The organism is Nocardiopsis sp. NPDC006198 (assembly GCF_040613895.1).
GTDB classification, from domain to species: Bacteria; Actinomycetota; Actinomycetes; order Streptosporangiales; family Streptosporangiaceae; genus Nocardiopsis; species Nocardiopsis tropica.
In genome coordinates, this window is record NZ_JBEXSY010000011.1 from 78,988 (window position 1) to 97,665 (window position 18,678).

Here is an 18,678-nt window from a genome sequence, read left to right on the forward strand (position 1 = left end):
GGGCGGACACACCCGCGCTTCCCGAGCGGCGGTGAACAGGGCGTTCGGTGCGGGTGTCGCGCCATGGACGACGGGCGGACCGCATCCCCGGGAGGGCGCGGGGACGGCCGGGTGCGCCCGGACCACGCAGAAGGGTGCCGACACGGTGAACCAGAGTCCCCAGGAGACCGGCAAGGGCAAGGAGCGGACCACGCGCTCCGGCGGCAGGAGAACAGGGAAGGGCGATGCCCCGGACGAGGGGACCGCGAAGCCGGGGACCGCGCGGGCGAGGCGGTCCGACGGTGCGGAGGAGGAGTCGGAGCCCCGCCCGGAGGACATCGACCGGGACTCCGGCAGAGAGGAGACGGACGTGCTCCTCGACGTGCCGGTCCTGAAGGTCGACGAGATCGAGCTCGAGGTCGAGAACCTCCTGGCCTCCGTCTCGCTCCAGGCCGAGGTGCTGGACCTGCTCAAACTGAAGGTGGGGGCGGACGTCGAACTCGGCCGCGTCCACCTGAACATCAAGGGCGTCGAGGCCCAGGCCCTGCTCAAGGTCCGGCTCGACAACGTCCGGGACATCATCACCCGGGTGCTGCAGACCATCGACACGAACCCTCAGATCCTCGAGCAGGTGACCCGGGGAGTGGGGACCTCGCTCGAGCAGGTCGCGGGCGGTGCGGGACAGGCCGTGGGGGCCCTGGGCCGGGGTGCCAGAGGCGCCGTGGAGGGCGTGGGCCGGGGCGCGGGGAAGGCCGTGGAGGACGTCGGCGCCGGTGCGGGGACCGCGGTCGAGGAGGTCGGCGCGGGAGCCGGCAGCGCGGTGGAGGACGTCGGCACGGGGGCGGGGAAGGCGACGGAGGGCGTCGGCGCGGGAGCCGGCAGCGCTGCGGAGGACATCGGCAGGGGCGTGGGCGGCGCGGCCGAGGATGCCGGGGCCGCTGCGAAGGACGTCGGCAAGGGTGCGGGCAGCGCGGCGAAGAGCACCGGCCAGGGTGCCGGGGCCGCGGCCAAGGGCGCCGGGAGTGCCGCGAAGGGCACCGGGACCACGGCGAAGGGCACCGGGACCGCGGCGAAGGGCGCGGCGAAGAGCACCGGTAAGGGCACCGGGACCGCGGCCAAGGGCACCGGGAGTGCCGCGAAGGGCACCGGGACCGCGGCGAAGAGTACAGGGAAGGGCGCCGGGGGCACGGCCAAGGGCACCGGCGGCAGGGCCCGGAAGTAGGGCCCGGGGCCGCCTGGCCCGGTGGATGCGGACCCGCCCGGCGGCAGACGGGGGTGGAGACCATGGGTGACCGGAAACGAACCGAGTACGACGTGGAGATCAGCGCCTCCGTGACCGCGGACGAGCTGGTCTTCCACGAGGCCCCGGAGGTCGTGTCCCGGCCCTGGGGGGAGCCGAACCAGGAGGGGACCGCCGGCAGCGACCGCTCGGGGCTTCCCCGGCCCGTCATGACCGGGGTCGTCTACGAGGACATCCGCGCCGACTACCGGCTCGCCAGCCGCATCCGCCCACCCGGGGAACGGTCCGAGGACGACGCCGACGAGGGGTGAGCCCCGGGAGGCCGTCCCGGCGGGAGCCGGAGGCGACCGGGCCCGCCCCACGGCGTCCGGCCGGGACGGGGCGGCGGAAAGAGCGCCCGACCATCGATACCGACGTATATGCGTTTTCCGGATTTCCGAAAAGAGTCTGTGGATAAGGGGTTTCTGTCAAAGGCGGATCCCCGCCGGGCGTGGAGTGCTGTCCGACCGGCCAGGTCCGTCTTCTGGACGCCGCGCTTCCACGACCCGCCGCCGCGCTGCCCGGGAATGACGGCGGGGAGGCGGAACGGAACAAGCACCCCGGTTCGCGGGGCGACCGCCGTGTCATGGCGGACCCGCCGGAGCGGCCGGGGGCACGGACGCCCCTCCCTCGCGAGGCGCTGTCGCGGAGGGCGTGTGTCCCCGAACCCCGGGAAGCGGCCGATTTTCGGACCGACGTGAAGCGCAGTTCGATGGTCGCCGATTAAAGGTCGATCATGAGTTCGATTTCTTCTGTGCGGAGGTTGTTGCGGATGGCACCGTGTTTCCGGTGGTAGTAATTCTGTTTTTGGTCTGTATTTATGCCGCTGGGATTTGTGGGCCGCTGCGGGAATTTGATAACTTCCTGGTTGTCGGAGCGGGGCCCGCATGTCCCGCCCGTATTCTTTTTCGGTCATAGTCGGAATGTGTAGGCACCCCCCGTCATGCGTCGTTCCCTGCCCCGTGCGACGACGGCCTGTGCGATTTTCGCCCTGGTCCTCTCGCTGCTGGCCGCCGCCCCGGTCGCGGCCGACGATGAGGCCCCGGCCGCCGGCGGGCCGGTCGCCTCCGGGGAGCGCGGTGCCCGGGAGGAGCTGAGCGGCGCGCGAGGGAGCGCCGACCCGGCCGACGGGGTCCCCGGGCCGACCGGCTCCGACGCCGACGGCCCTCCCGAACAGGTGCGCTCCGGCGGAGGCCGGACCGAAGCCGGGAGTTCCGCGTGGACCTACGTCGACCGGGCCTTCCCCGACCGGTCCTACGGCGGCGCCGAGACCGCCAGCGTGGGCACGGGGCGCCTCGCCTGGGACCGCGTCTACACCCGCAGGGCCCTGTTCCGGTTCCCGGTCGCGCCCGGCCCCGGCGCCGTCGTCGACTCCGCGGTGCTCCGTACCGAGGTGGTGTGGTCCTACGACTGCGACAGCACCTCCTACGCGCAGGTGCACCGGGTCGACCCCTTCCACGGAGGGACCACCTGGAACGACCAGCCCGAGGCCCGCGCCCTGCTCGACACCCGGAGCATCACGGGAGGGCAGGCCGCCTGCCCCGTGGACGGGGGCGTGGAGTTCGACGTCACCGAGGCCTACCGGTGGGCCGTGGACAACGGGGAGTCCCACCTCCACCTCCGGCTCGGTGAACGCGACGAGTCCGGAACCGCGGCCTGGCTCCGCTTCGACGTCGGGAGCGCGCCGCCGGTGCTGGTGGTCGACCACGGCACGCCGCGGTACCCGGGCAAGGCCGTCGGCCCGGCCGGGCTCACGGGCAGCCTCCCGCGCGGGGCCGCGGACGCCGGGCCGGCCGGGGACCGCGCCGCCGTCCACGACGAGAACTCCCCCGTCCCCTCACCGGACCGGTCCGCGGGAGGGCCCGGCCTTCCCGGAGGCACCGTCCCCGGGGTCGTGGGAAGCCATGCCGCACGTGTTCCCGGCCCCGGCGCCGCGGACCGGCGCCGGAGCGGGGGTGGACAGGTCCGTCCCCGGCGGGGGGAACGGGCCGTGCGCCCGGCCGCTCCGCGCAGCCGCCGACCGCAGGGCGGGGGCACGTCCACCCCGGCCCGGGGACCTCCGGTCCGCCCGGTCGGAAACCGCTCCCCGGTTCACCGGCCACGGAGAACCGGTTGACGGACGACGGCACCCGTCCCTCCCGGTGCGGAATCCGGTTGGGCGGAGGTACGCACCGGCGGCAGCCCGAGGGGTCGGGCAGGCCGCTCTCCGAGCGCCGCGGCGGGCGGGGCACGGAAGCGGTCGGGGAACCGTCGCCGCCGCACCGGCCACAAGACGCGGTGGCCGCCTGCGGTGACGGCACGGTCGCGCCGAGAGGAGAGGTGCTCGTCCCGAAGCCGGACGCATCTACGGCAGAGCCCGGCAGGGGGCTCTGCCGCCGGAAGCCGCGGTGGTCCGGAACCGCCTGTGCGCGTGGGCACCGCACAGGGGGACTCCGGGCCGCCACCGGCATGCGCGGAGATCGGGCGGGTTCCCCGCACGGGGCCCGGAAAGGTCGCTCCGGAGGGCGAGGAGTCGAGCGCGGTCGCCGTGCGCGCGGATGATCAGCCCACGCCGATGAACAGCACGATGTTCGCCGCCACGTAGATCACGGTCGCCACCCCCAGGCCGAGCAGCATCACCCAGGCGGCGGGCCTCCTCCTGCTCAGGTGCACGATCGACCAGACGGTGACGATCAGCCAGACCACCCACGGCGAGAAGATCATCAGTGGGACGGCCGTGTCGACGGCGCCGCCGCAGTCGCTTCCACAGCTCGCGGTCGCCATGACCGAGAAAAAGCCCCAGGCACTCGTCCCGAGGCAGACCAGTGGCGCGAGGCAGATGAGGACGATCGTGATCGCCTTGTCCGCGGGCGACCCCTGTCGGCGCTGCGGCGCGGTGCCCGACCGGTAGCCGGGCCGGGGGGAGTTCGGGGGGACCCCGAAGGGGGGTGCTTGGGACATGGGCGTCATCCTGCCACGTGCGGGGATCGACGACCAGGGCGGCCGACTCCGGTTCCCCCGCTGTTCCGCCGCCGGACAGGGCGGCCGTCGCTTCCCCACGGACACGGGAGAGGCCCTGACCTCTGCGCTTCCGCGCTGGTCAGGGCCTCTCTCCTCTGGGGTGAGTGACGGGACTTGAACCCGCGACTTCTTGGACCACAACCAAGTGCTCTACCGGCTGAGCTACACCCACCACGTTCGCCTGGCCTCGCGGCCCTGCGTACGTATGAAATCTTAGCGGACTCCGGGGAGTGCTTCGATCAGTTTTCCGCCCCGGCGTCCCCGGAGGCCCCGTCGCGGGGCCTGAGTCCGTTGCCCCCGGCGATCACCTCGGTCGCGACGGCGCGCGCCTCGGCCGAGCTGGGACCGGGTTCGGGCACGAACGCGGTGGCGCGGAAGTAGCGCAGCTCACGGATGCTCTCGGTGATGTCGGCGAGCGCCCGGTGCCCGCCGTTCTTGTCCGGGCTCGCGTAGTACACGCGCGGGTACCAGCGGCGCAGCAGTTCCTTGATGGAGGACACGTCCACCATCCGGTAGTGGAGGAACTCGTCGATGCGCTTCATGTCGCGGGCGAGGAAGGTGCGGTCCGTGGCGATCGAGTTGCCGCACAGCGGGGCCTTGCGGGGCTCGGTCACGTACCGGCGGATGTGCTCCAGGACCATGTCCTCGGCCTCGTGCAGGGTGACGCCCTTGTCCAGCACCTCCAGCAGGCCCGACTTGGTGTGCATGTCGCGGACGAAGTCGCCCATGGCGTCCAGTGCGGCCTGCGGCGGTCTGATCACGACGTCGACGCCCTCGTCGAGGACGTTGAGCTCACCGTCGGTGATCAGACAGGCCACCTCGATCAGCGCGTCGTTCTCGAAGTCGAGGCCCGTCATCTCGCAGTCGATCCACACCAAACTGTCATTCATACCGGTCAGCTTAGAGGTTGTGGGAAGTGCCGGGGATGACGAAGGGGCGGCCGGGCCCGTGGCCCGACCGCCCCTGGGGCCGGGTCAGTCCCAGACCAGGCCGCTGACGCCGAAGACGGCGTCCATCCAGTCGTAGACGCCCCAGAACTGGACGTAGGCCAGGCCGAGGACGACCACCAGGATCAGGAGGAAGAAGAAGCAGCCGCAGCCGCAGCCGCGTCCGCAGCCGCCCTTCTTCTTCCTCTGCGGCTGCGGAGGCGCCTGCGGGGGCTGCTGCGGGTACAGGCCGCCGCCGGGCGGCCGGCCCGGCCCCCGCTGCTGGTGGCCCCCGCCCATCGGCGGCTGCCCGCCGGACACGCCGGCACGGGGGTATCCGGGCGGCGGGCCCTGGGGAGGGCGGTTCATGTGCTGAGGGGGCGGCATGGGGGGACCCTGGTGGGGGTGTCCGCCCATGTTCGGGTTGCCCATCTGCTGCGGCGGGTACCCGGGCGGCGGGTAACCGCCCTGGTGGTGCGCCGGGGGGAAGCCGGGCTGGGGGCCCGACGGCGGGATCTGCGGGCCGGACCGCTGGTGCGGCGGGAAGCCGCTCGGATACGGGCCGGAGGGGGCGCCCGGCGGAACGGCGTGCCCCGGCTGCGGACCGGAGAGGGGCGGGACGCCGGGATACTGCTGCGCGGGTGCCTGCTGCGCCCCGGAGGACTGGCTTCCCGGGACCTGCTGTCCCGGCGGCTGCTGTCCGGGGGCGTACCCCTGGGCCTGCTGGTCCGGAGCCGGCGAGGGCCAGGGCTGCCCGGGCTGCGGTTCGCCGGGCACGGCCGCGGCGGCGCCCGGCGCCTGGCCGGGGGGCTGCGCCTGGGGGTTGCGGGCCTGCTCCTCCGCGCGGCGCGCGGCCTCCTCCCGGAGTTCGGCCTCCTTGCGGACGCGCTCCTCCTCGCGCTGCTTGGCGGCCTCCTCCTCGGCCTGGCGGCGCTGCTCCTTGCGCTCCTCGGACAGGTCCGCCCAGCCCTCCTTGAGGCTGCCCAGGAACTTGTTGAACTTGCCGCCCTTGCCCTCGGAGTCCTCGTTGTTCCCGGTGCCCGAGAACATCGGGTCGGAGGGGTCGAACACCGCGGTTCCGGACGGCTCCGGGGCGGACGGCGTGAACACGGCGGTGCCGGGGGCCTCGGAGGAGGGGGTGAACACCGCCGTCTGCGGGGCGGGGCGGATGTCGTCGTCGGTGAGGTTGGCCGTGGGGATGTCGTCGTCGCCGAGGTCCGCGGTGGGCGTCTCGTCCTGGTCCCGGCCGGAGATGTCGCCGGGGCCCACACGCATGGTCGCGCCGACGCCGCTCAGGTCGGCGGTCGGCTCCTCGTCCGCGCCGGGGCCGCGCACGTCGGCGGTGGGGGTCTCGTCATCGGAGGCGCCGTGGACCCAGGAGGGGTCGATGCGCACGGTGCCGGGGTCCTCGCCGACCGGGGCCGGGGCCGCTGGGGCGGAGGCGCTCCGGGCCCAGGAGGGGTCGATGCGCACGGTGCCGGGGTCCTCGCCGATCGGCGCGGGGGTGGGGGACGCCGGGGTCGGGTCGGACGGGCTGGAGGCGTCCTGGGCCCAGGAGGGGTTGATGCGCATGGTGCTGGGCTCGTCGTCCACCGGGGCGGGGGGCCCGGAGGCGCCCTGGACCCACGACGGGTCGATCCGCATGGTGCTGGGCTCGTCCTCGACCGGAGCGGGCGCCGCCGCCGCGGAGCCCAGCCGGACGGTCCCGGCCTCCTCCTCGTCCGGGGCGGCGGAACCCCCCCGGTCGGGAGCGCCCAGGAACGCGGTGGCGGCCCCCTCGTCGTCCTGGCCGTCGGCACCGCCCTGGAGTTCGCTCAGGGAACGGGTATGCCGCGTCCACTCGTCGCCGTTCCACCATCTGAGCGTCTGCGCGTCGCCTCGCGGGTCCGCGTACCAACCCGGCTCGATAGATCCACCCATGGGCGACAGACTAAGGGGTGGCGGAGCGGCGCTCGACCAGTGGTACCCGGTCCCACGTGCCCGGTGGTGTGCGGATCACGAGCTCGTCGCCCTTCGTGCTCGGGGCGTTGCCGAGAGTTGCCCCGCGGTGTCTGTTCCCGGTGCAGGGCGGTCGGGGCGGGCCCCCGCCGACAGCAGGCAGGCGGTGTCCAGCCTCCCCGGCCCCTTGGCGGAGGAGCCCGGGACCTGGTCGTGGCCGAAGTGGCCGCCCCGGGCCCACGCGCGGGCCGCGACCTCGGCCTTGGGGCCCTCGGACCCGGGACGGCCGGCGGGCCACGCACGGCGCACCCCCCAGGAGTCCAGCCACAGCAGCAGCGGGGCCAGGCCGACCATCGGCCCGTCCGTGAACGGGGTCTCCCGGAAGGCCACCACCGACACCACCAGGCACACCCGGCCCTCGTGTCCGTGGTCGAGGTGCTGCTCGTACAGGTCGGTGCCGCCCAGCTGCACACCGACGCGCCTGGTCGCCGCCAGCGTCTGGACGGTCTCGCCGGTCAGCGGGTTCCAGACGAGGTGCGTCGCGCGGCCCTCGTCCACCAGCCGTCGCGCCTCCTCGTGCGCGGACCACGAACCGGGGTCGGAGCCGGTCACCGTCCACACGGCGCGCGGGGCCCCGGTGCCGGGGGGTGTTCGGGTGGCCCCGCCGTCGAGTCTCGCGGCACCGGGCATCCACGCCTTCGCCATGGCACTCCCAATCGGGTCGTCGTGTGGCCGGGCCCGACGCCGGACGGGCCGGACGGCCCGGGCACGCTGGCCGCGGGGCACGCGCCCCGGGGGAGGGGCCGGGCGCCGGGGGGCGTTCCCCGGCCCCTCCCTGAGTACGCCAACCCGGGGGAGAAGTCCATATCCCCTTCGCCCTAGGACAGGGTCTTGTCACCCCCAGTCACGCCGGGGGCCGTGCGCGGGGCGGCCCGGACGCGGTCCGTACCGGGCACGGCCGCCCCTGCCCCGCCGGGGCGGGGGCCGCTACTCGGCCCCGGGGTCGTCCTCGGTGAGCCGCAGGGAGAACGCCTGGAGGAAGATGTCGCCGATCTCGGTGGGGTCCTCCGTCATGTACGCGGCGCCGCCCGTGGCGGCGGCGATCTCCTGGAGCGGCTCCAGGTTCTGCACGTCCGGCCCGAACGCGATCGTGATGATCGGGATGGGGCGCGAGGGGCTCGCCATGCCGTCGATCTGCGTCATCAGCTCGTCGAGCTCCATGCCGCCGGGGTTGTCGTTGTCCCCGTCGGTGAGCATGAGGATGACGTTGGTCCGGTCGGGCCGGTAGGTACGGGACATCTCCTGGTAGGCGGCCAGGTAGGTCTCGTACAGCGCGGTGTCGCCCTGCGGGCGGGGCCGGAGCCCGGCCAGCGCGCCGGCGATGGCGTCGCGGTGCTCGGTCCCGCCGTCCCCCGTGGCCTGGAGTTCGCGGACGGGCGCCAGCTCCTGGTAGTGCAGGTTGTTGTTGACGTCGGTGGAGAACTCCCACAGGCCCAGTTCCGAGGTGGGCGTGAACATCTGGAGGCCCTCCGTCGCTGCCGCGCCCGTCACCTGCATACGGGTCATCCCCGTCCCGGGCACCTCGGCGAGCATCGACCCGGAGACGTCCACGATCGCGAGCACCCGGGAGTCCATCTTGAGCTGGTTCCACGACCGGGTCAGATCGGTGACGGCCCCGTCGGAGGGGACGGGCAGCTCCTCCGGGGCGTCCTCGGTGAAGCCGACGTCCTCGGTGAGCACGGCGGGGTCCATCTGGTCGTCGGGGCCGCGGAACCCCTGCGCGAGCAGGTGGGGGAGGGCCTCGTCCGAGCGCACCGCCTCCCGGAACACCTCGGCGGCACGGGTGATGTCGCTGTCCTCGCTGCGCACCACGTACGGGTAGTCGAGGTAGTAGGTGCCGCCCTCCAGGTAGTTGGCGCGGGCGGAGGCCTCCTCGTGCGCCGCGTTGTAGCGCCACACGGCCTGCTCGGACATCACCATCGCGGGCGGCGAGTCGGCCTGGCCGCCGCTGAGGGCCAGGAACGCGGCGTCCTCGTCGGAGGAGGCCCCCTGGTGGAGTGCCTGGAGGGCGGCCGTCATGTGGGCGTTGAAGGTGTCGGCGTCGGGGCTCGACCGCTCCAGCGCGGACTGCAGCAGGGAGAGGGTGCTCAGGCCGGTGGAGCTGCGGGCGGGGTCGACGACGCGCACGCTGCGCTCGGACGCCTCCCCGGGGGCGGAGGTGGGGATGACGTCGGCCCAGGCGAGGGCGGCCTCCCCGTCGGCGAACTCGGCGAGTTCGGCCAGGACCAGCGGGGACCGGGCCACGGAGGTGCCGGTCTCGGTGATGACGGCGTCCCCGGCCTGGCTCTGGACCAGACGGGGCCACATGGAGGAGTCGGGGATCCACACGTCGGACTCGGTGTCGCCCATGGTGGCTCCCGAACCGGTGATCTGGTAGGCGACGTTGGCGGAGTCGACCTGGCGCACCTCGGCCCGGACGCAGCGCCCGTCCACCCGGTTCTCCCCGGCGTTGAAGTCCGAGGCGACCTGGTCGACTGCGGGGGCGAGTTCGGGACTGACGGCCACGTCGAGCGCGATGTCGGAGCCGCCGCATCCGTCGGACTCGCCGAACATGTACACGCCCGCGGCGGTGAGGCCGAGCACGATCACCAGGGCGGCGGCCAGGGCCACGAAGGCCCCGCCCCGGCCGCGCCGGCGCCTGGCCCGGTTGGAGGGCTCTTCTGCGTATCTTCCGCGGTGACGTCCCACAGCTTTCCTCACGGGGTGGTGTACGGACGGGGGTGCCGTACAGGGGGAGACATGTCGGCTCGGGGGCGACCGGTCCGGACGGGCCGCGCGTACCGGTCCGCCTCGGGAGCGAACCGGCCACCGGTGTGTTACTGGTGGGAACGGTACTCAACCGCCCGGACCGGGTGGAGGCCGGGCGGGCCGGTGGCGGACGGTCGACGCGGGGGTGTACCGGGGGTGAACCTCAGCTCAGTGCCGTTCGCCCCGGGATATCGGGCGGCCGTTCCGGGAGCAGGGTTTTCCGGAGTGCTCCGGCCGAAACCCGATTCCGATATCCAATCGAGACCATCGGGCGCTGTCGTCGCCGACGCGGTCCGGGGAGCGCCCCGGACCGGCGCCGACACGGGCACGGCCTCAGTTGTCGCAGTCGGGAACGCACAGCCGGCGTGAGATCGAGCTGAGGAAGATGTCGCCGATCTCGTCCGGGTCGTCGGTCACGAACGCCGAGCCGCTCGTCGCGTCGGCGACCTGCCTCAGCTCCGCCTCCTCCGCCTGGGAACCGAAGGCGATGATGAACATGCTGACCGGCCGCTCGGGGTCGAACCGGTCCTGCAGCGCCGCCACGAGCTCCGCGTGCGAGATGTCGCTGGATCCCTCGTCCTGCCCGGCGGTGAGCAGGATGACGCTGTTGATCTTGTCCTCGTGGTAGGCGTCCTGGACCTCGTCGTAGGCGGCCAGGATGTTGTCGTACAGGCGCGAGCCGCCGCCGCGCACCTCGACGCCCTCCGCGACGGAGGTGAGCTCCTGGCGGCGGGTCGAGTCCCCGTCGCCGTCCGAGGTGCCCAGCCGGTGCATGTCGGCGGACTCCTCGCGGCCCTCCTCCCCGTACGCGTCCGACATCAGCCACAGGCCCATGTCGGTCTCGTCGGGGAACATCGACAGGCCCAGCAGGGCCGCCTGGAGGGCGGCCTCCATACGGGTCGGTCCGCCGGCGCCGTCGAGGTCGTCCGCCATGTTGGCCGAGACGTCGGCCAGGACCAGTGTGCGGCTGGGCATCGACAGACGGTTCCAGTCGGTGACCGAGGCCAGCAGGGCGTCCCCGGTCAGGTCCTCGTGGGTGGCGGGTTCCTCGGGGATCAGCCCGGGCCGGCCGGCGAGGGCGGACGAGGCCCTTCCGTCGGGGTCGCGGAATCCCAGGTCGCGCAGGCGCGAGCGGTAGGCGTCGTCGCGCAGCACCTCGTACAGGTCCGCCGCCGCGGACCGCAGCGCCTCCTCGTCGGTGGTGGTGACGTAGGGGTAGTCGAGGCTGACCGTCCCCTCGGCCGGGTAGTGGGCGGCCAGCTGGGGCGCCGACTCCGCGCGGTCCTGGTTGTAGGACACCACCGCCTGCTCGGGGACGACGATCACCGGGTCCGGGCGCTCCGCGGAGGCCTCCGACCCCGTGTAGAAGGTGGCGAGGTCGATCTCGCCGAACGCGCTGTCCGTCTGCACGTCGCGCACGAAGTCGGTCATGGCGGTGTCCGCCCCGTCCCCGGAGCCCAGGTGGCGGCGCACGGCGTGCATGACCGTCATCCCGTCGGCCCCGCGGTTGGGGTCGACCATGACCAGCGGGCGGTCGGGCTCCCGGCCGTCGGGCAGGACCGCGGTCCAGCTGGTGTCGTCGGGGTCGGGCATGCCCTCGGTCCGCTCGGGGGCGGCGAGGACCACCGGGGAGGACGCCAGGGACGGCGGATCGGTCCCGATGCCGGGGGTCCCGCCCCCCGACACGCGGGCCAGCTCGACCCAGGCCGACGACTCGGGCACCCACACGTGCGGGGCGATGGTGGAGTCGGCCGCCCGCCCGCCGGTCAGCGCGGTCATGATGCGGTGCGGAGCGATCTCGTCCACCTGCGCGTACACGCACGCGCCGCCGTATCCGGGACGGTCGGCGTTGAACTCGGTGGCGGCCTCCCGCAGCACGGGGGCGATGCTCTGGGTCGCCGACACGCGCAGGTAGCGGGTTTCGCCGCAACCGAGCGAGTTCAGGGCGACCGGAACCGCGATCGCGGCGACGGCGACGATCGCGACGACGGCGGCGGTGATCCCCAGCGGCGACCTGAACGCACCGCGGGCGGTCCGGCCGGTCGGGGAGGGATGGCGGTGGCGTCCACTGGACACGGGCACTCCGGGGGTGTGGCGGTGTCCGGCTTCCGACCGGCGGCCGCCCGGAAGCCGGGTGGGTGCGAGGGGAGGCCGCGGGGGTGGCGTCCCGCACCCGCGGTAGGGGAAAGGGGCGAACCATCGCGCGTCGGCCGGCGTCCCACAGGGTGGAGACGAACGACCGCGCCCTGGGGTGCGAACGATTCTTCACCTGGACCCTACTCGTTGGTAACGGTGAAGCGGAAGGGGCGGACCGGAGGCGCGGGAGCCCCGGAGACGCCGGATCGGGGTGATCGCTTTGTTACGGTGCTCTCGGAGGAGTGCTCCGCACCGCCCGCTAAGCTTGGGCCCCGCCCCTGGCGTCCACCCCGACTCACACTCCCCGGTGGACGACTCGTGACCAACCGACCCCCGAGGGTTTTTGGTATGTCCCCATCGCACCGTGACCACCGGAGCCGAGGCACCATCGGCACCGCCATGCTCGCCGGCGCCTGCTGCGTCGGCGCGATCGCCTACGGAGTGGTCGTCGGTCCGTCGATGATGCCGCCGCAGGACGTGCAGGCCACCACCGCGATGACCCCCGACGCCGGCCCGGCCGTCCCCGAGCCCGAGCCCGAGGAGGTGGCGGAGCCCGGGCCGGTCGGCTACCTCCAGATCCAGCTGAGCGACCGCGACCGCGCCTGGGTGCAGACGCTGCGCTGCACCGGCGTCGTCGAGGAGGACCCGGCCACCTGCGCCGACCTGGCCCTGGCCGCCGTCGAGTTCCAGGGCAGGACCGAGGGCGCGGAGGGTTCCGAGGAGGAGCCGGAGGAGGCCCTGGCCGGGATCGAGGCCGAGCCCACCACCGCCGCGGACCCGGGCGGGGAGCAGTTGTTCACCGAGGTCGGCGAGGGCACCGTCTGCACCGACAAGGTGTACGGCCAGGAGGAGGCCACCGTCGTGGGCACCTGGGAGGGCCAGGAGGTCGAGACGACGCTCACCCGCAAGGGCTCCTGCGAGGAGGCGCGCTGGCAGCGGCTGCGCGCCCTCACCGACCAGATCGGCTGACCCCTCCCGCACCGCCCGGACCCCGGCCCGCCCGGTACCCCTTGCGCGCCGGCGGCCGGTCCGGCCCGCGGCGCCCGGCGCCTCCGCGCGGCCGGGGCCGCAGACCCCTCCGGGGCGGGCGGCCCGCCGCCCGGGTCGGACCCGCGTCCCGGAGCAGGGGATAATCCCGTCCCATGGACGTCATCAAGGTCAGTGACCCCGGGGACCCGCGCCTGGCCGACTACACCCGCCTGCGGGACGTGAACCTGCGCCGCCACCTGGAGGCCGAGCACGGCCTCTTCATGGCCGAGGGCGACAAGGTGATCCGCAGGGCCGCCGCGGCCGGGTTCCGGCCCCGCAGCTTCCTGCTCACCGAGCGCCGGGCCGAGGCCCTCGACGACGTGGTCGCCGGCTCCGGAGCCCCCCTGTACGTCGTCACCGAGGAGACCGCGGAGCGCCTCGTGGGGTTCGACCTGCACCGGGGCGCGCTGGCGGCCTTCCACCGCAGGGCGCTGCCCCCGCTCGACGAGGTCCTGCGGGACGCCCGCAGCATCGTCGTGCTCGAGGACCTGGTGGACCACACCAACGTCGGCGCGATCTTCCGCAGCGCCGCTGGCCTGGGGGTGGACGCCGTCGTCCTCGCGCCCCGCTGCGCCGACCCCCTGTACCGGCGGTCGGTCAAGGTGTCCATGGGCGCGGTCTTCACCCTCCCCCACACCCGCATGGACGACTGGCACGGCGGCCTGGACACCCTGCGCGGGGCCGGGTTCCACCTCATGGCCCTCACCCCGGGGGAGGGCTCCCTGCCGATCCGGGACGCCATGGCCGCCCTCGCCCCCGGCGACAGGGTCGGCCTGCTGCTGGGGACCGAGGGCGACGGGCTGTCCGCGCGCTGGCTGGAGCGCGCCACCGCACGGGTGCACATCCCGATGGCCGACCGCGACGTCGACTCCCTCAACGTCACCGCGGCCGCGGCCATCGCCTGCTACGAACTGGCGCGCGGCGCACGCCCGTGAGCCCGGAGGGCCCGGCCTCCTCTCCGTCCGCGCGCCGCACCCCGGGGACGGCGCGAGAACGGGGTCGGTGGACGTGTGATTCGTCCCACCATCGGACTTCGGGCGACCCGGGACACTAGGGTGGCCGGTGACACGGACCGAGGGAGAGGATGCGGCGACATGGGCGGCCGAGCACTGGTGCAGTGGGAACAGAACAGGGAGGGCGCCCCGGCCTCCCTGACGGTGGACGTCTACGCCGGAGGACGCGCCCCCGAGGCCGGGCTCGACGAGGTCGCCTTCTATCAGGTGCCCTACACCCCCTCCTCCCAGGGCGTCGACGAGCGGCTCGACGTGATCTCGCGGATGCCCTCGCTGGAGGTGGTCCAGCTCCTCTCGGCGGGCTACGAGCACGTCCTGCCCCTGGTCCCCGACCACGTGACCCTGTGCAACGGGCGCGGCCTGCACGACGCCAGCACCGCCGAGCACACCCTCGCCCTGATCCTGGCCGCCCAGCGCGACCTGCCCAGGTGGGCGGTCGCGCAGAGGGACCACCGGTGGGAGTCCGTCCCGCTGCGCTCCCTCGCCGACTCGCGCGTGATGATCGTCGGCTACGGCAGCATCGGCAGGGCCGTCGAGCAGAGGCTCCTCCCCTTCGAGACCGAGGTCGTGCGCGTGGCCGGCCGGGCGCGCCCCGACGAGGGCGTGCACGGGGCCGGAGAGCTGCACGCCCTGCTGCCGGACGTCGACGTCGTCGTGCTGGTCACCCCGCTCACCGAGGCCACCCGCGGCCTGTTCGGCGCGGCCGAGTTCGCCCTGCTGCGCGACGACGCGCTCGTGGTCAACGTGGGGCGGGGCCCCGTCCTGGACACCCGTGCCCTGCTGGCGGAGAACGGCCGGGTGCGCGCCGCCCTCGACGTCACCGACCCCGAGCCCCTGCCGGTGGAACACCCCCTGTGGGACGCGCCGGGGGTGTTCGTCACCCCGCACGTCGCGGGCGGCTCCGCCGCGTTCTACCCCCGTGCCCGGACCTTCATGGACGCCCAGCTCTCCCACTGGGCCGCGGGGGAGCCCCTGGCCAACGTCGTCCGGGCCGGGGACGGAGGCCGCTAGCGCTACGGCCGGGGCCGTACCGGTGCGGCACGGGCGGCCCCGGACCCGGCGGCCCCGTGCCGGAGGCGCGGCGGCGGCCCCTCCCCTGGGAGGGGAGGCCGACACGGCGACCGCGGCGGAGACGGCCGAATGTCGGCGGTCGCGACCAGAATGGGAGCATGCGGATCGCAGTGGTCGCCGACGGCGAGGGCGGCGGCTGGCTCCAGGAACTGGACGCCGTCCCCGGACCCGTCCGGCGTGTGGCCGACCTCGCCGCCGCCGTTCGCGCCGCCGAGCACGCGGGGCCCGAGCCGCCCCGGTGGGTGTGGTCGGCCGGGGAGGACGTCTACCCCGACCTGGTCAGGGCGGGCGTCCGGGTCTCCCGCTGCCACGACGCGGCCCTGACCGAGGCACTCCTCCTCGGCCACCAGGTGCGCCACCGTGAGGCGCACTCCCTCGGCGCGGCGTGGGCCAGGCTGCACGGGCTGCCCGTCCCCGCCGATCCGGTCCGGCCGCTCGGCGAGGGCGCCGCGGCCCAGCCCGCGCTCTTCGAGGCCGACCGCTCCACCCTGCCCCCCGGCACCGACCGCCTCGCCGCCCTGGTCGAGGTGCACGGCGACCAGCTGCGCCGTATCGCCGACCTCCCCGACCCCGGGCGGATGCGCCTGCTCACGGCCGTGGAGTCCGCGGGAGGGCTCGCCGCCACGGAGATGAGCCACGACGGCCTGCCCTGGCGGCCCGACGTCCACGACCGGATCCTCACCGACATCCTCGGGCCCCGCCCTCCGGCCGGGCGGCGCCCGCCCGTGCTGGCCGACCTCGCCGCCCGCATCGGCGACGCCGTCGGCCGCGAGGTCAACCCCGACTCGCCGGCCCAGGTCCTCAAGGCCATGGCGTGGATCGGCCACCCCGTGGAGTCCACCCGGTCCTGGGTGCTGGAGCAGGTCGACCACCCCGTCGTGCCCCTGCTGCTGCGCTACAAGGAGCTCTCCCGGCTGCACTCGGCCAACGGCTGGGCCTGGCTGGAGACCTGGGTCGGCGAACGCCCCGGCCCCCGGGGCGAACGGCTCGGCCGCTTCCGCCCCGACTACGTGGTCGGCGGCGTCGTGTCCGGCCGCTGGGCCACCCGGGGCGGCGGCGCCCTGCAGATCCCCAAGTCGGTGCGGGGGGCCGTCCGGTCCGACCCCGGCTGGGTGCTCGTCCGCGCCGACGCCGGGCAGCTCGAACCGCGCGTGCTCGCCGCCGTCTCCGGGGACGACGCGCTCGCCGCGGCCGCCGCGGAGGAGGACCTCTACGCCCGCCTCGCCGTGCACGTGGGCGGAGACCGCGAACGGGCCAAGATCGGCATGCTCTCCGCCATGTACGGCCAGACCTCCGGCGACGCCGCGCCCCTGCTGGCCACCATGCGCCGCCTCTACCCGCGCGCCCTCGACCACGTCGACTCCGCCGCACGCACGGGGGAGGGCGGCGGAGTGGTCCGCTCCTGGCTGGGCCGGACCTCGCCCGCCCCGGACGACTGGGCCGCCGCCGTCTCGGGCCCCGGCGGCGACCGCCGCAGACGGGCCCACGGCCGCTTCACCCGCAACTTCGTCGTCCAGGCCACCGCGGCGGAATGGGCGCTGGTGCTGCTCGCCGCGCTGCGCCGGCGCCTGCCGGACATGCCGGAGGGCGGCGGCATCGTCTTCTTCGTCCACGACGAGGTCGTCCTGCACGTGCCCGCCGAACTGGCGGACGAGGCGGTGCGCGCGGTCGCCGACGCGGAGGCGCAGACCCGGACGACGCTCTTCGGGGAGACCCCCGTACGCTTTCCCCTCGCGACGGTCGTCACGGACAACTACGCGCACCTCTAGAATGCCCGCGAGGCCGGGACCTGGGCGTCCACCACCGGACGGCGTGGGCTTCTTGCAAACTCGTCCTGGTGCGCCCATTCTTGGACGCGGTAACCATCGGCAAGGAAAGACAGCCCGTGCGCCTCAGGGGTCCCCCACACCCCGGGTGGCTCACAGAAAGGTGAGATCTCCCCGTGCGGAGCCGTTTCAGAACGTGTACGGGTACCACGGTCGCGTTCGCGGTCGCCTTCACCGCCCTCGGAGCCAGCCCTGCCTGGGCGGACCCGGTGGTCGAGGACCGTCCCCCCGTCAGCGAGCAACTCTCCCTCAACGCCCCCAGCGGCACCGACCCCCGACAGGACCGCGGGGCCGACCCCCGGCCCCCCGACGTCGCCGACGTCGCCGATCTCGAACGCGACGCCTACGTGGCCCCCTTCCGCGAGGCGCGCAGCGTCGAGTACTTCGCCGTCTCCCCGCGCGAGCTGCCACGCGAGGCCGTCGCCGCCGTCCGCGCCGTCGAGGGCGTGGAGGCCGCCCTGGCGGTCGACGCGGCCCGCGTCGAGATCGACGGCGAGCCCACCTCGGTCCTCGGCGTCTCCCCCTCCAGCTTCCGCAACCACGCGCCCGAGCCCTCCGCCGAGTCCGACGAGGTCTGGCAGGGCGTGGCCGAGGGCCGCATAGCTCTCTCCAGGGACGTCGGCACCGAACGCGGACTCGAGGTCGGCAGCGAGGTCACCGTCGCGGGCGGGCGGGGCGAGATCCCCGTGGAGGTGTGGACGCACGCCACCTCCGGCATCGCGGGCATCGACGCGCTCGTGTCGCGGGAGCGCGCCGCCGAACTCGGCATGCCCGAGGGCAACGCCCTGGTGGTCTCGGCGCCCGACGCCGACCTGTGGGACCTGCACGAAGCCCTGGAGGAGGCCCTCGGGGAGGACGCCTCGCTCCAGCTCGTCGCGGACGCCCCCGAACCCCTCGTCGACGGCGACGCCGTGCCCTCGACGGTGATCGAACAGGTCATCGCGAACGCCGAGACCCAGCTCGGCGTCCCCTACGTCTGGGGCGGCACCACCCCCGACGTCGGGTTCGACTGCTCGGGGCTGCTCCAGTGGGCGTTCCGCGAGGCGGGGGTGAGCATCCCCCGGGTGACCCACGACCAGTGGAACGCCGGCGAGCGCGTGGAGTACGAGGACCTCCAGCGCGGCGACCTGCTGTTCTGGCGGTCCGACCCCACGGCGCCGGACTACATCTCGCACGTCGCCATCTACCTCGGCGAGGGCATGATGCTGGAGGCCCCGCGGACCGGCCTCGACGTGCGCGTCACGCCGGTGCGGACCCGGAACTACGCCGGCGCGGTGCGCGTCAACGCGTGATTCCCGGGATTTCCCCGTCCGGTATCGGCCCGGGCGGGGAAATCCCTCGGGTGCGAGGGAAATGCGGCACACCGGGAAAAGCAGGAGTGGGCCGTGGTGCCACCGCGCCGGCGGCACCACGGCCCACTCTTTTCTCCTTGTCCGAAAAACCCAGCCGGGAGGGGAAGGCAGGCCTCGGTCAGGAGGGGGAACAGGGCCGTCGCTGAGGGAGGGGGAGACAGCGCGCGAACCCCGTATTCAATGGTTCCGAGTTGCGGCGGAGGGCACTCCGGGAGTTCCCGGGGATCCGCTGCACAGGTCTACATAAGCAGTGACCGGACGATTTGGCAAGAGGCCAGATCAAGGCAGGCAAGCGCTCTCAATCCGCACCCGGACCACATC

At 74.1% G+C, this 18,678-nt stretch carries 14 protein-coding genes and 1 tRNA gene; 8 read left to right on the plus strand and 7 right to left on the minus strand.

Features of this window, described 5'->3' with window-relative positions:
- The first annotated feature begins 145 nt into the window (after positions 1-145).
- From ABZ234_RS10505 to ABZ234_RS10515, 3 genes are all read left to right on the plus strand, one after another.
- The gene (locus tag ABZ234_RS10505; RefSeq protein ID WP_355011799.1) at positions 146-1,201 is read left to right on the plus strand and encodes a hypothetical protein; all 1,056 of its coding nucleotides are present in this window, start codon (positions 146-148) and stop codon (positions 1,199-1,201) included.
- Positions 1,202-1,263: 62 nt separating this feature from the next.
- Positions 1,264-1,530 (plus strand): hypothetical protein, encoded by a 267-nt coding sequence (locus ABZ234_RS10510; RefSeq protein WP_355011800.1) that lies wholly within the window; start codon positions 1,264-1,266, stop codon positions 1,528-1,530.
- A 671-nt stretch (positions 1,531-2,201) separates the two neighbouring features.
- On the plus strand, positions 2,202-3,374 hold the full coding sequence (locus ABZ234_RS10515; RefSeq protein WP_355011801.1) for a DNRLRE domain-containing protein: 1,173 nt from the start codon (positions 2,202-2,204) through the stop codon (positions 3,372-3,374).
- A 425-nt stretch (positions 3,375-3,799) separates the two neighbouring features.
- Here the strand turns inward: ABZ234_RS10515 and ABZ234_RS10520 are convergent, their stop codons facing one another.
- The 7 genes from ABZ234_RS10520 to ABZ234_RS10550 all read right to left on the minus strand — a co-directional run bounded on the left by ABZ234_RS10520 (position 3,800) and on the right by ABZ234_RS10550 (position 12,006).
- Positions 3,800-4,198, minus strand: a complete 399-nt coding sequence (locus ABZ234_RS10520) for a hypothetical protein (RefSeq protein WP_267946102.1) — start codon at positions 4,196-4,198, stop codon at positions 3,800-3,802.
- 156 nt (positions 4,199-4,354) lie between these two features.
- Positions 4,355-4,430, minus strand: a tRNA-His gene (locus ABZ234_RS10525).
- Between the two features lie 67 nt (positions 4,431-4,497).
- A complete protein-coding gene (gene orn / locus ABZ234_RS10530; protein ID WP_355011802.1) occupies positions 4,498-5,148 on the minus strand; it encodes an oligoribonuclease in 651 nt (216 codons plus the stop codon).
- Between the two features lie 84 nt (positions 5,149-5,232).
- On the minus strand, positions 5,233-7,104 hold the full coding sequence (locus ABZ234_RS10535; protein WP_355011803.1) for a DUF2510 domain-containing protein: 1,872 nt from the start codon (positions 7,102-7,104) through the stop codon (positions 5,233-5,235).
- Positions 7,105-7,179: 75 nt separating this feature from the next.
- Entirely contained in the window at positions 7,180-7,827 is a 648-nt protein-coding gene (locus ABZ234_RS10540) for a hypothetical protein (RefSeq protein ID WP_355011804.1), read from the minus strand.
- 282 nt (positions 7,828-8,109) lie between these two features.
- The gene (locus tag ABZ234_RS10545; RefSeq protein ID WP_267946098.1) at positions 8,110-9,870 is read right to left on the minus strand and encodes a substrate-binding and VWA domain-containing protein; all 1,761 of its coding nucleotides are present in this window, start codon (positions 9,868-9,870) and stop codon (positions 8,110-8,112) included.
- Positions 9,871-10,263: 393 nt separating this feature from the next.
- Positions 10,264-12,006 carry a substrate-binding and VWA domain-containing protein gene (locus tag ABZ234_RS10550; protein WP_355011805.1) on the minus strand — a complete coding sequence of 581 codons (1,743 nt, stop codon included), beginning with the start codon at positions 12,004-12,006 and terminating at the stop codon, positions 10,264-10,266.
- A gap of 408 nt (positions 12,007-12,414) precedes the next feature.
- Here ABZ234_RS10550 and ABZ234_RS10555 point away from each other — a divergent pair, with 408 nt between their 5' ends.
- The 5 genes from ABZ234_RS10555 to ABZ234_RS10575 all read left to right on the plus strand — a co-directional run bounded on the left by ABZ234_RS10555 (position 12,415) and on the right by ABZ234_RS10575 (position 18,297).
- A complete protein-coding gene (locus ABZ234_RS10555; protein ID WP_355011806.1) occupies positions 12,415-13,035 on the plus strand; it encodes a hypothetical protein in 621 nt (206 codons plus the stop codon).
- Between the two features lie 173 nt (positions 13,036-13,208).
- The gene (locus tag ABZ234_RS10560; protein ID WP_267946095.1) at positions 13,209-14,030 is read left to right on the plus strand and encodes an RNA methyltransferase; all 822 of its coding nucleotides are present in this window, start codon (positions 13,209-13,211) and stop codon (positions 14,028-14,030) included.
- Positions 14,031-14,189: 159 nt separating this feature from the next.
- Positions 14,190-15,119: a 2-hydroxyacid dehydrogenase gene (locus ABZ234_RS10565; RefSeq protein WP_355011807.1), complete on the plus strand. Its 930-nt coding sequence runs from the start codon at positions 14,190-14,192 to the stop codon at positions 15,117-15,119.
- 158 nt (positions 15,120-15,277) lie between these two features.
- Positions 15,278-16,948: a bifunctional 3'-5' exonuclease/DNA polymerase gene (locus tag ABZ234_RS10570; protein WP_344179418.1), complete on the plus strand. Its 1,671-nt coding sequence runs from the start codon at positions 15,278-15,280 to the stop codon at positions 16,946-16,948.
- Between the two features lie 173 nt (positions 16,949-17,121).
- Positions 17,122-18,297 carry a C40 family peptidase gene (locus tag ABZ234_RS10575; protein ID WP_355011808.1) on the plus strand — a complete coding sequence of 392 codons (1,176 nt, stop codon included), beginning with the start codon at positions 17,122-17,124 and terminating at the stop codon, positions 18,295-18,297.
- Positions 18,298-18,678 lie beyond the last annotated feature (381 nt).